Source organism: Amycolatopsis sp. NPDC089917 (genome assembly GCF_040684635.1).
Taxonomy (GTDB): domain Bacteria; phylum Actinomycetota; class Actinomycetes; order Mycobacteriales; family Pseudonocardiaceae; genus Amycolatopsis.
In genome coordinates, this window is record NZ_JBFBGL010000076.1 from 1 (window position 1) to 11,905 (window position 11,905).

The following is an 11,905-nucleotide window of genomic DNA, read 5'->3' on the forward strand; positions in this document are numbered from 1 at the left end:
GCGAAAGCCACTTTCGGGACGCCAGACGTCGCGAAAGTGGCTTTCGCGACGTCCGTTCGGCCCTCATCGCCGAGGCCCGGCTCCCCTCAAGTCTCGGATGCGCGTGAAGGTCGGCCGGTCCCGCAAAACCATGGCCGAGGACGTAACTCGCGTGATCAGGAACGTAACTCGCGTGATCAGACGGCGAACTCGGTGATCGCCGCTTGATCACGCATGATCGCCGTCTGATCACGAGTGATCGCCCTCTCGCCCGAACACGACGCCTGGAGCCGAGAACCGTCCTAGCCACTCACGAGACTCGCGCCCACACCTTGAAGCGCGTGAAGGCCCCCTTCCCCCGGCTGAACCGAGAGAAGGGGGCCTTCACGCGCTGCTGCGCGCTACCCCCGAAGCGCCAGGGAATCAGCGGTGCGGAACCGCCGCGGGGGTCCAGCCGCGGTAGTTGTTGAAGTAGTTCACGCTCGAAGCGTGGCCGATCTTGCCGCCGATGCTGGAGGCGTAGATCCCGCCGGAGCCGTCGGCGATGCCGACGTGGCCCCACTGGCTGATGTTCCAGTACACGAAGGAGCCCTTCGGCGGAGTCCCGGTCGTGTGCTTCGGGCTCGCGCCGTTCCAGTGCGCGTTGGCCGAGGCCCAGACGCCGGTGGTGCCGTACGCGTTCTCGGCGGCCTTTTCGCAGAGGCCCTGGTACGCGGTGGAGCCGGCGTGGTTCTTGTACCACTGGACGGCGCCGGCGGGCGTGCCGTCACCGGCGCCCTGGATGGACAGGTCGCCCTCGGGCACGGTGGTGAACGTTCCCGCGGCCGGGTTGATGTCGGCGGCGGTGATGGTGGCGCCCGCTTCGGGGGCGGCCGGTGCGGCCCCGGCGACCGGAGCCACGGCGAGGGCCGCGATGGCCAGCGCGGCGACGGACGCCGGCTTCGCCACCTTGGCGAGGATGGTGCGCATGATCAGTACCTCCTGTTGAGGAATTACCAACAGGGAGAACGGTCTCGTGATCAAGTACAAATTTCGTACAACTCGGCGTCGATAGTTGATAACTCAACGTACTGGAATATGCCGGGGGAGGGGTGCGTTGACGCCACTGCCAGCACATCTGGCAAAATCATCCGCTGAAGTCCGGCACCGGTTCACCCCGAACGGGGACCCGGGGCCAACGAGAGAGGACACCATGAAGAGCGGTATTCACCCCGAGTACGTCGTCACGCACGTCAACTGTGACTGTGGCAACGAATTCACCACGCGCAGCACCAAGACCTCCGGCAACCTCCACGTCGAGATCTGCTCGAACTGCCACCCGTTCTACACCGGCAAGCAGAAGCTCATGGACACCGGCGGCCGCGTCGCGCGCTTCGAGGCTCGCTACGGCAAGCGCAAGAAGGCCGAAGACGCCAAGTAGCTTGAACGACGGCGCCTACCCGCATGTCCGGGTAGGCGCCGTTTTCGTTGTGTCGCAGCCTTGGTTTTCCCGGGTCGTTGAGAGGTGGAGTGGTGGATTCGAGTTCGCTGAAGGGTCTGCTCGAAGAGCACGCCCAGCTGGAAGAGCAGCTGGCCGACCCGTCCGTGCACGCCGACCAGGCGCGCGCTCGTAAGCTCGGTCGTCGCTACGCGGAGCTGAGCCCGGTCGTCAAGACGGTGAGGGAGCTCGACACCGCTCGCGAAGACCTGGAGACGGCGAAGGAGCTGTCGGCGGAAGACGCGGCCTTCGCGGCCGAAGCGGAGGAGATCTCCGCCAAGATCCCCGTGCTCGAAGCCAAGCTCACCGAACTGCTCCTGCCGCGCGACCCCTACGACGGCTCCGACGTGGTCATGGAGATCAAATCGGGCGAAGGCGGCGAGGAGTCGGCGCTGTTCGCCGGCGACCTGCTGCGCATGTACCTGCGCTACGCCGAGCGTCACGGCTGGAAGGCCGAGGTGCTCGACTCCGTCGACTCGGACCTCGGCGGCTTCAAGGACGTCACCGTCTCCATCAAGAGCCGTTCGGCCGACGTCGACGGCGTCTGGGCCCGGCTGAAGTTCGAGGGCGGGGTGCACCGTGTGCAGCGCGTGCCCGCCACCGAATCGCAGGGCCGCATCCACACCTCCGCGTCCGGCGTGCTGATCTACCCCGAACCCGAGGACGTCGAGGTCGAGATCGACCCGAACGACCTGCGGATCGACGTCTACCGCTCGTCCGGCCCCGGCGGCCAGAGCGTGAACACGACCGACTCGGCCGTGCGGATCACGCACCTCCCGACCGGTGTGGTCGTCTCGTGCCAGAACGAGAAGTCGCAGATCCAGAACCGCGCCCGCGCCCTGCAGGTGCTGCAGGCCCGTCTCCAGGCGATCGCCGAGGAGGAAGCCGCCGCGAAGGCGTCGGACGCGCGTCGTTCGCAGGTCCGGACCGTCGACCGCTCCGAGCGGGTCCGCACCTACAACTTCGCCGAGAACCGCATCGCCGACCACCGGGTGAACTACAAGGCCTACAACCTGGACCAGGTCCTCGACGGCGACCTCGACGGTGTGCTGAACGCGCTGATCACCGCGGACCGCGAAGAGCGGCTCGCCGCCCACGCCGGCTGACGGCCGGGCCCGCTAGCAGGGTTCGGTGGAGAACGGGTCATCCTCCAGTCCGGTGTGGATGGCCCGCACGGACATGCTCACCCCGGAAAGCCTCTCGGTGACCTCGTCCGTGACCCGGCTGAGCGCCTCTTCGCCGCTTTCCCCGGCGAGGGCCGGAAACGCCGACAGCAGGACCGCTTCACAAGGTCCCGCGTCCGTGCTGATCCGGACCAGCGACGCCGAAAGGTCGGTGGCGGTACGGCCGCAGAGGCCCAGCGCCAGCCGCAGGTCGCCGGTGGGGACGTAAAGATGCACTCGCGAGATGACATCCGTTTCCACCCGCGGGGTGAAATCGTGCCTGGTGACGTACGCCGGCTCGCGAGGATCGGTGCCGCCGACGGCGGCCATCAGTGAATAGAGCGTGAATCCGTCCGCCGAGGTGTCATAGGCGTCGTAGCTCCCGTATTGCCCGGTGTCCGGCGTGCCGCGGATTTCGAAGAATTCCGCATTCAGGCCGAAGTGGAAAAGCGCGGGCAGCGCGGCCCGGTGCAGCGTTTCGGTGAGTTCTTCGCCGTCGGCCGGAGGCGTCCGATAGCCGACGGAGACCAGGTATCCCTTCCAGCCGCCTTCGGGATCCGCCCGGCAGATCTCCAGCTCGGTGGCCTCGAACTCGCCGACGAACCGTTCCCCCAGCTCGGTGGCCGCGGCGAAATCCTCGGTGTCGATGTTCGCGGATATCCGCGTGACGACTTCCGTTTCCCGGAGATCCATGACTGTTCGGCTGGCCCTTCGGCGACGACAGATGCGTCTCAGCCTACGTGTCGCCCGCGTCGCGTGCTGTTGAGGGCTGCCGGAATTCCTTGTTACTCGGACCTGCGATCAGTTCAAGGGATCAGGGAAACGAATTTCCTTCCCCGTGGAATATCACCCGACATTCCCTATCGAAACGAAGGTCGCGACGAGTGTCAGCCGGAAACGGCCGCCTTCTCAGGCTCGCGTTCTTCGGCCACCGGCTGTTCTTCCTCGCGCCGAGGCAGGAACGAGAGCGCCGCGAAGGCGGCGGCGAGCAGGGTCGGGAAGATCGTCAGCTGCTGGTGTTTGACGTTTTCGATGCCTTCGGCGAGACCGGACACCAGGAACTGGCCCATCGAGAAGAGCAGGAACATGAGCACCACGACGCCGACGTCGCGGCGGCCGGTGCGGTTCCGGACCGCGCGGAGCCCGGCCCAGCCGATGAACAGCCAGATCGGCAGCAGGGCGAACAGGCCCAGCGGGGCGATCCAGCCGGTGATCCCGGACAGGACGGGGACCCGGTACTCCTTGGCGAGCGGCGGCTGCCCGGCCTGTTCGCCGAAGCTGCCGAGGTTCGGCACCCGCGCGGTCAGCGTCTCCTGCGCGGACCGGTGCAGCATCTCGACCACGCGCACGGGGTGCTCCAGGTAGTACTGGGCGACGTTCCGGCGGCTGATCTTGTCGCGGTACCGGCCGTACTCGGGGTCCTTCCAAGCCGCGTTCTCGCTCCACCAGCCGGTGCCGACGTACTGCCCGAACCGGGGCGGGAGGCCCAGCGCGGCGAGGTCGCCGGCGGTGTCGTGTTTCCCGTCCACGATCCCGTTGAACACTACGTGGTACATGTTGGCCTCGCGGTACTCCGCGTTGGCCGAGTCGCCCGCCCCTTGCGTCAGCACGGTCCCGGCGGACACGACGGCGAGGACGGCCAGTGGCAGCGCCCACCGTGCCGTGCCGCGGCTGCCCGGCGGGCGGACGAGCACCAGCGCCAGCGCGAAGATCGGCATCAGCAGGAGCGTCTGCGACTTCGCGTTGATCCCGATCATCGCGCCGAACATGGTGATCGCGGCCCCGGTGTAGCGCCACGACCCGGTGCGGTGCATCAGCAGGATCCCGCCGGCGAGCAAGAGCATCCCGACGAAGGCGGCGCCCTCGCTCAGCACCGAGGCGAAGTACCCGAAGAACGCGGAGTCCGCCGCGACCAGCAGCATCGCGACCGTGGCGATGACGCTGTTCCGGACCGAGAGGCGCAGGCCCACCACGATCGCGGCGATCCCGCCCGCGACCAGCAGACAGCCCATCACGCCCAGGACCAGCAGGTTCAGGATCCCCGGCAGGTCGAGCAGCCGTCCGGCCCCGCCGGCGACCTTGTCGATCCAGCTCTGGCTGGAGATGTACTCGCTGTTGCAGGCCGGGGCGGCGTCGTAGGAGAAGCGGACGAAGTGCTCCGAAGGCCGGTCGATCTCGCGGGCGCCGAGATGGCACAGGATGCGCCAGCCGTCGCCGTTGTCGGCCATGCCGATCGGCCGCGGAACGAGGAATCTGACGAGAAGCGCCCCGAGCGCGGCCAAAAACACACCTGAAGCGAGCTGGATCTCCCGGAACTTCACCCGCGCCACCCTAGAAGACGCCGAAGTGTGATCAGCCCGTGCCCTCCGCGACCCCTGCGGAGAGAAGCTTGCCGATCACTCCGAGCCACTTTTCGCGGGCCGGGCGATCCCGGAGGGTCAGCCTGCCTGGGAGCCGGGCTGAACCACGGCGGCGGGTTCGGGCCGCGCTTGCCGGAAGACGACCTTCTTGTACAGGACGTAGTTCCACACCATGCCCACCGCGATCGCGCCGAGCTTCGGGATGAGGAGGTTGATCCCGGGGAAGAGCTTGCTGATCGCGAAGATCACCGCGGCTTGCACGACCCACAGGCCGAACGCGGTGATCGCGAAGAAGAGGACAGCCTGACGGCGGATGTCGCCGTCCTTCGCCCGGAAGGTGAAGTTCCGGTTCAGCGTGAAGCTCAGGAGCATGCCCGCCGTGGTCGAGATGAAGTTCGCGACGAACATCGGGACGCCGAACGTCGCCAGCAGGGCGTAGCCGACGGCGTCGACAGCGGTGTTGAGCACCCCGACGACGGCGAAGCGCACCTGAGTGGCGTTGATCGGCTTCACCGGGCGACGCTTCGCTCTCCGACAGAGCTCTCGGCGCCTGTACGGACCGACGCGACGCCGTAGAGCGGACGGTTCTGCACCTGCGAGTACGTCCGGCCGATGTAGCTGCCGAGCACCCCGAGCATGATGATCTGGATACCGCCGAGGAAGAACATCGCGGCGGTGATGAACGCCCAGCCCGGTACGGCGGTGGACGGCGCGAACAGTTTGACGCTGACCACGTACAGGATGCCCAGGAAGCTGAGCAGCGAGATCAGGTAGCCGAGCCGAGTGATCATCCGCAGTGGCGCGACGGAGAACCCGAGGATCCCGTCCGCGGCGAAGCGGAGCATCTTGCGCAGGGGGTAGCCGGTCACGCCCGCGTGCCGCTTGTCTCGGTCGAACAGGACGGCGGTCTGCTTGAACCCGATGTAGCTGACCAGCCCGCGCAGGAACCGGTCCTGCTCGCGGTACTTCCGCAGCTCGTCGACGACCTTGCGGTCGATCAGCCGGAAGTCGCCGGTGTTCCGGGGGATGTCGACGGACGCCATCTTCCGGAGGAACCAGTAGAAGGCGCCGGCGGTGAACCGCTTGAACGCCGAGTCCTGGCGCGAGCGACGCTGCGCGTAGACGACGTCGAAGCCTTCTTCCCACTTCTCGATCAGTTCCAGCGCCACCCGCGGCGGGTCCTGCATGTCGCTGTCCATGATGATCGCGGCGTCCGCTTCCACCAGGTCGAGCCCGGCGGTGACCGCCATCTGGTGACCGAAGTTGCGGGAGAGCTCGATCACGGTGACCCGGTCGTCGCGTCTGCTCAGCGCGGTGAGGATGTCCATCGAGCGATCACGGCTGCCGTCGTCGATGTAGACGAAGCTGAAGTCGTACTTGCCGGCGAGCGGCGTGATCACCTCGTCCACCGTGCGGTGGAGGAGTTCGATGTTCTCTTCCTCGTTGAAGATCGGGAAAATGAACGCGATTCGGCGTCTGTCGTGATCCCCGGGCACCGGATTACCCCCGTTGCGTTTTCTCTGGAACAGGCGGTGAATGGATTCACGGCCTGGGCGAGCTGATTCTAGAAGATCGGCGGAATGTCCTTCTTTCGGGTGGTCAGCCCGCCCAGTGGCCGGCGACGAAGCGAACGAAGATCGCGCCGCAGATCAGCGAGTTGAGGTACAGCGTCGCGTACGCCACGCCGCGCAGGTTCGGGCGCCGTTCGGCCAGCAGCACCAGCGCGATGTACATGACCAGGCACGGGAGCAGGTACCGGTGCACCGAGACGACGTTGCTGTTGATCGTCAGCATCACGAAGGAGGCGATCCCGAACAGGGCCAACGGCAGGCCGTCCGCCTTCAGCGCGACGAAGACGTAGATCGAAGACACCACGAGCAGGATCAGGCCGAGCGTGGGCAGCACGTGACTCATCAGCGTCCACGCGTCCATCGGCCTGTCGCCGACCAGCGCGCCGAAGGTGACCTTGAGTTCCGTGAGCGTCGTTTCCACGATGTTCGGGTTGAACTGGTGGTACGACCAGGTGCTCACGCCCTTGAGCGCGGTGAAGCTCGCCATCGCGCTGCCGGTCTGGAGCTTCATGTAGAGCATGTGCGCGCCGAGGCCGATGTACGCGGCCGGGAACCAGAGGATGTTCCACGACAGCAGGCCGCGCGGCTTCCAGCCCGAGGATCGCCAGAATTCGAGGAAGCACAGGCCGACGAACACCGCGGCGGTGATCCGCGACGCGGTGAGCGGGATCAGGCAGAGGCCCATCCACAGCCATTGCCGCCGCAAGGCGAACAGGTACGCCCAGAAGCCCAGCGCGCAGAACACCGCCTCGCTGTAGAACGAGTGCAGGAAGAACGCGGCGGGCGCGGTGAGGAACGCGCCGACGACCAGCCACTGCGAGCGGGGCGCGCGGAGGAAGAACCGGGCGATCTTGAGCAGGGCCACGCCGGCCAGCCAAGTGGCGACCAGGTTGACGAGGAATCCGGCGGTGAGCAGGCCGAGTGTGCCGAAACTGACGGTTTTGACCAGCCACACGAAAATCGGGAAAACGGGATAAAAAGCGCGCAACGGTACGTAACTGCCCGTGTACGCGTGTTCGGCGATCTCGCCGTAATTGCCCGCGTCCCAGCGGTAGGTGTGGGAGAGCAGGCTCAGCGTCGAACCGATGCCGGTCTTGGGGACGCCCTCGCTCGCCGGGGTGGACGGGCCGAACAGCCACGCCACCGCGATCAGCGCGACGTTCCAGGCCAGGACGACCAGGAGAACCTTGCCGAAGTCACCGGTCAGCCACCGGCGCACACGTTCGCGGCCGGTTACGCGCTCGGCGTCGACGGCCCGCTCCTGGGTGACACTCTCCGTGATCGTTTCGGTCATGAGCGACTTTCCTCGCAGGACTCGGCCCAGTACGAGCGGATGCCCGAGAACAATGGGAATGGAGGCCGAATCGGGCGGTCCCCCGTGCCGCCGAACCCGGTCGGGGAATTCTAGAACACCGTTCGTATGCGGCGGACGACCGCCTCGGCGCACTCCGGCGGCGGCGCGGGAGACTGACCGGGTATCCGCCCCCGACGCCAAGGAGAATTGTGGAAGCCCTCGCCGGATTCGGTTTCGAACTGGGTGTGCTCAAGCGGATCCGGCGGGCCGGGTGGTGGCAGGCCGGGGTCCGCGATCCCGAATCGGTCGCCGAGCACACCGCGCGGGTCGCGCAGCTCGCGGGACTGCTGGCGGCCGAGGGCGGCGCCGACCCGGCGCGGGCGGCGTACCTCGCGCTCTGGCACGACACGCAGGAGACGCGGACCGGTGACCTCCCGCACACGATCAAGGGATTCGTCGAGAAGCCGGATCCCCGGGCGATCACCGCCGCGCAGACGTCGGCGCTGCCCGAAGCCGCCCGTGAATCGGTACGCGACGCCGTCGACGAGTACGAAACGGCCGAGAGCGCGGAAGCGCTGTACGCGCGCGACGCGGACAAGCTGGAGATGCTGCTTCAGGCGGTCGAGTACCGCGATGTCGGCGTACGGAACGTGGACGAGTGGATCTCCTCCGCGACGAAGAGCCTTCGGACCGACCTCGCGCGGCGGGTGGCCGAAGCGGCGCTGACGCTGTCTTCGCTCTCGTGGCGGGTGCGCTGAAAGCAATCGATACCCTGAGCCCGCGTGTATCGACCCCGGCACGCGTGCCTCGTGTGTCAGGCTTGACTCTGTGAAGGAACACCAGTGAACCGGCAGCCGTTGCGCCTCGCCATCATGGAAGCGACCCGCATCCTCACCGAGGCCGGTGTGGCGTCACCGCGCTCGGACGCGGAACTGATCGCCTCCCATGTCCTCGGCGTCGATCGCGGCCGCCTGCCGATGGTGCCGCTGGTGGACCCGCCCGTCATCGACGCGATCGGCCAGCTCGTGAACCAGCGGGCCAAACGGATCCCGCTGCAGTACCTCACCGGCTGGGCCGCGCTCGGCGACATCACGGTCAACGTCGGCGCCGGGGTGTTCGTCCCGCGCCCGGAGACCGAGCTGCTCCTGGAGTGGGGCCTCAAACTGCTGCACGGGCGCGAGTACCCGGTGGTCGTCGACCTGTGCACCGGCTCCGGCGCGCTGGCGCTGGCCGTGCAGCACGCGCGGCCGGACGCCGTCGTCTACGCCGTCGACATCGACGCCCAGGCGCTCGCCTGGGCCCGGCACAACGCCGACGTCCACGCCGACGCGGGGGACACGCCCATCCGGCTGTACTCCGGAGACGTCGGGGACAGCACGATGTTCGCCGAGCTCGACGGCCTCGTCGACCTGGTGCTGTGCAACCCGCCGTACGTCCCGGAAGGCACACCGGTGCCGACGGAGGTCGCCGAGCACGACCCGCCGCGGGCGGTGTTCGCGGAGGAGAGCGGGCTCGCGGTGATCCGGCACGCGATCGCCGCCGCCGCGCGGCTCCTGCGGCCCACTGGCGGGATGGCGATCGAGCACGACGACACGCACGGGTCCGCCGTCCCGGCGCTGGTGCGGGCGCGGCGAGTGCTGACCGATGTCCAGGGGCACCTCGACCTGACCGGACGGCCGCGGTTCGTCACCGCCTTGCGCGTCTCCTGATCCCGCGTTCGGCGGATGGTTAGCAGGACTCACGACTTCCGTCGGTGCCCAGGACAAAGCCCGCCTCCTAACGTCGATCACGGCCGCCTCATCGGCGGTCCGACTGGGAGGTGTACCCCGATGCGATCGTCTCTCCGACGAGCCCCACTGAGAACACTCGCCGTCCTCGCCACCGTCGCGCTGCTGCCCGGTCTGGTCGCCCAGCCCGCGTCCGCCGCGGCTCCCGCCAAGGGCTGGCCCGCCCCGATCGACGGGTCGACCTGGGAGAACCAGGACCACATGACGTGGGACGACTACCGCAAGCCGCCCGGCACCAACTGGGCCGACCCCACGCTGAAGCCGACCAAGCGGACGTTCAAGGGCGCCGTGGTGCTCGCGGACTACCCGGACCAGGACTTCGCCGTCACCCAGGCCCCGCATTCGACGGTGTTCGGCAATCCGGGCCCCGCCGCCAGCGACGTCCCCCGCGCGGACGTCGCGAAGTTCTACCAGGACTTCCTCAACAAGCCGCAGGCGATCAACAACGGCCACACGATCAACGAGTACTGGATGGAGGACTCCGGCGGCAGGATGGGCGTCGAACTGACCGCCTTCGGGCCGTACCGGCTGCCCGGCAAGTCCTTCGAGTACGGCATGGAGTTCCAGCCCGACGCCTGCCCGACGGGGGCGAACTGCAAACGCGACCTGCGCGCCGACGCGGGCGCAGCCTGGCGGGCGGACGTCGGTGACGTCTCCAAGCAGTTCGACTTCGTCTTCTACCTTTCCGCCGGCCAGGACGAGAGTTCGACCTGGCAGGAATTCGGCGTGATGAAGTTCGGCGAGCCGGAGAACGTGCCCGACGAATTCGGCCCCGGGGTCGCGGGAATGCCCAACGCCGCGTCCACCCGCTACGTCCCGTGGACGTCGTGGAAATCGGCGGCGAGCATCTGGCCGAACGCGGTCACCGGTTCCTCGACTCAGGCGGAAAGCTCGGGACAGGCGGTCTACGCGCACGAACTGAGTCACATTCTCGGCATCGGCGACAATTACAACAACCCGTTCGGGACTCCGCCGTCCAGGAGCTACACCGGTCCGTGGGAAATGATGTCGCGCGGCAGCTTCAACGGCCCGGGCGGACCGCACACGCGCTGGCAGATCCCGGCCATCCAGGGCGGCTCGATGGGGTCGCATCACATGCTGCGCACCAAGATGAAGCTCGACATCATCGACAAGGACGACGTGCTCAAGCTCGACCGGAACCGGCTCGCCAAGACCGGTCCGGTCTCCACGCGGATCACCGCGCGTTCGGTCCTTCCGGGACAGGGCGCCTACAGCGGGATCACCATCGCGCTCCCCGGCGGTGACCTGTCCCCGAAATGCGACCGGTCCAAGGATCCGTTCTGCGACGGCGGCGGCTACGACAATTACACCGTCGAGGTCGTCGACCGGATGGGCAGCGATTCCTTCGCCCCCGATTCCGGCGTCATTATCGCGAAGACGAAGAACCAGGACAACGCGCCGTTCGAATGGATCGTCGACGCGAACCCGGCCGACATCGGCATGACCGACTACAAGAAGCCGGACGGCACCGCGGTCCCGATCCCGATCGGCGACTACCGCCAGCTCAACGACGCCGCGTTCAAGGCGGGCACCGGTTCGGCGAGCAAGTACGAATACACCGACACGGCCAACCGGCTGAAGTTCCTGGTCTCGGACATCGAACGCGACCGCAAGGGCGTGCTGTCCTACGTCGTCACGGTGGCTTCGCTCGACGGCTCGGGCTCGCAGGCCCGCGGCGTCTCGCTGTGGCCGTCGGCACCCGCGTTCGGCAAGAACGGGCTCGCGACCTGCTCGTTCCCGGTGCTCAACACGGGCAACGCGAACGGGTCGGTGGCGCCGTACAACACCGACACCTACCGCCTGAGCGCGTCCACCACCGCGAAGGGCTGGGAGGTCCGGCTGCCGAACGAGCTGTCCACCGTCCCGTTCGGCGGGCGCTCCTCGGCGACGGCGCACGCCAAGCGGGCCGCGGGCGGTGACCACGCCGCGCGGATCAAGCTGACCGCGACGTCGATCGCCGACCCGGGCAAGACGGCGACGTCGTTCTGCACCGCTTTCGCCTTCTGACGGGAGCTGCCCGGACGGTTCACGGACCTGCCGTCGCGTCCTGAGCGGCAAGACGTGTGACCGCTCTGCCCGCTGGGGCTCGTGTCCTCGCCGGGGAGCTTGGTGAAAGCCACTTTCGCAACCTTCAACGTTGTGAAAGTGGCTTTCACAACCTCAGGCTCCGCTGGTCCGCACCAGGCGCGCGACACCCGGACACCGCCCCAGGTGTCGCGAAAGCCACTTTCGGGACATCAGACGTCGCGAAAG

11 protein-coding genes are annotated in these 11,905 nt (G+C 67.6%); 5 read left to right on the forward strand and 6 right to left on the reverse strand.

The annotated features are described in order from the left end of the window. Window positions 1–402: 402 nt before the first annotated feature. Window positions 403–948 carry a hypothetical protein gene (locus AB0N89_RS35575; protein WP_005150384.1) on the reverse strand — a complete coding sequence of 182 codons (546 nt, stop codon included), beginning with the start codon at window positions 946–948 and terminating at the stop codon, window positions 403–405. Window positions 949–1,171: 223 nt separating this feature from the next. On the opposite strand from AB0N89_RS35575, the gene rpmE reads away from it, so the two are divergent. Next, on the forward strand, window positions 1,172–1,399 hold the full coding sequence (gene rpmE, locus AB0N89_RS35580) for a 50S ribosomal protein L31 (protein WP_007028345.1): 228 nt from the start codon (window positions 1,172–1,174) through the stop codon (window positions 1,397–1,399). Between the two features lie 92 nt (window positions 1,400–1,491). Next, a complete protein-coding gene (prfA, locus tag AB0N89_RS35585; RefSeq protein ID WP_364214249.1) occupies window positions 1,492–2,562 on the forward strand; it encodes a peptide chain release factor 1 in 1,071 nt (356 codons plus the stop codon). 12 nt (window positions 2,563–2,574) lie between these two features. Here the strand turns inward: prfA and AB0N89_RS35590 are convergent, their stop codons facing one another. From AB0N89_RS35590 to AB0N89_RS35610, 5 genes are all read right to left on the reverse strand, one after another. Further along, window positions 2,575–3,312: a hypothetical protein gene (locus tag AB0N89_RS35590; protein WP_364214252.1), complete on the reverse strand. Its 738-nt coding sequence runs from the start codon at window positions 3,310–3,312 to the stop codon at window positions 2,575–2,577. Between the two features lie 194 nt (window positions 3,313–3,506). After that, window positions 3,507–4,940, reverse strand: a complete 1,434-nt coding sequence (locus AB0N89_RS35595; RefSeq protein WP_364214255.1) for a hypothetical protein — start codon at window positions 4,938–4,940, stop codon at window positions 3,507–3,509. A gap of 117 nt (window positions 4,941–5,057) precedes the next feature. Beyond that, window positions 5,058–5,492 (reverse strand): GtrA family protein, encoded by a 435-nt coding sequence (locus AB0N89_RS35600; RefSeq protein WP_364214258.1) that lies wholly within the window; start codon window positions 5,490–5,492, stop codon window positions 5,058–5,060. Continuing rightward, window positions 5,489–6,475 carry a glycosyltransferase family 2 protein gene (locus tag AB0N89_RS35605; protein WP_364214261.1) on the reverse strand — a complete coding sequence of 329 codons (987 nt, stop codon included), beginning with the start codon at window positions 6,473–6,475 and terminating at the stop codon, window positions 5,489–5,491. The genes AB0N89_RS35600 and AB0N89_RS35605 overlap by 4 nt, the downstream gene beginning before the upstream one ends. 103 nt (window positions 6,476–6,578) lie before the next feature. Further along, the gene (locus AB0N89_RS35610) at window positions 6,579–7,844 is read right to left on the reverse strand and encodes a mannosyltransferase family protein (RefSeq protein WP_364214264.1); all 1,266 of its coding nucleotides are present in this window, start codon (window positions 7,842–7,844) and stop codon (window positions 6,579–6,581) included. A 209-nt stretch (window positions 7,845–8,053) separates the two neighbouring features. On the opposite strand from AB0N89_RS35610, the gene AB0N89_RS35615 reads away from it, so the two are divergent. The 3 genes from AB0N89_RS35615 (at window position 8,054) to AB0N89_RS35625 (ending at window position 11,659) form a co-directional block, all read left to right on the forward strand. Beyond that, the gene (locus AB0N89_RS35615) at window positions 8,054–8,602 is read left to right on the forward strand and encodes an HD domain-containing protein (protein WP_364214267.1); all 549 of its coding nucleotides are present in this window, start codon (window positions 8,054–8,056) and stop codon (window positions 8,600–8,602) included. Between the two features lie 84 nt (window positions 8,603–8,686). Then, complete coding sequence (prmC, locus tag AB0N89_RS35620; protein WP_364214270.1) at window positions 8,687–9,553, forward strand: peptide chain release factor N(5)-glutamine methyltransferase; 867 nt, start codon at window positions 8,687–8,689, stop codon at window positions 9,551–9,553. A gap of 120 nt (window positions 9,554–9,673) precedes the next feature. Next, on the forward strand, window positions 9,674–11,659 hold the full coding sequence (locus AB0N89_RS35625) for a M6 family metalloprotease domain-containing protein (protein ID WP_364214273.1): 1,986 nt from the start codon (window positions 9,674–9,676) through the stop codon (window positions 11,657–11,659). The last annotated feature ends 246 nt before the right edge of the window (window positions 11,660–11,905 follow it).

Coding starts and splice junctions, on each gene's coding strand:
- AB0N89_RS35575 (WP_005150384.1), bottom strand. CDS start 948: ATGCGCACCATCCTCGCCAAGGTGGCGAAGCCGGCGTCCGTCGCCGCG.
- rpmE (WP_007028345.1), top strand. CDS start 1,172: ATGAAGAGCGGTATTCACCCCGAGTACGTCGTCACGCACGTCAACTGT.
- AB0N89_RS35590 (WP_364214252.1), bottom strand. CDS start 3,312: ATGGATCTCCGGGAAACGGAAGTCGTCACGCGGATATCCGCGAACATC.
- AB0N89_RS35610 (WP_364214264.1), bottom strand. CDS start 7,844: ATGACCGAAACGATCACGGAGAGTGTCACCCAGGAGCGGGCCGTCGAC.
- AB0N89_RS35625 (WP_364214273.1), top strand. CDS start 9,674: ATGCGATCGTCTCTCCGACGAGCCCCACTGAGAACACTCGCCGTCCTC.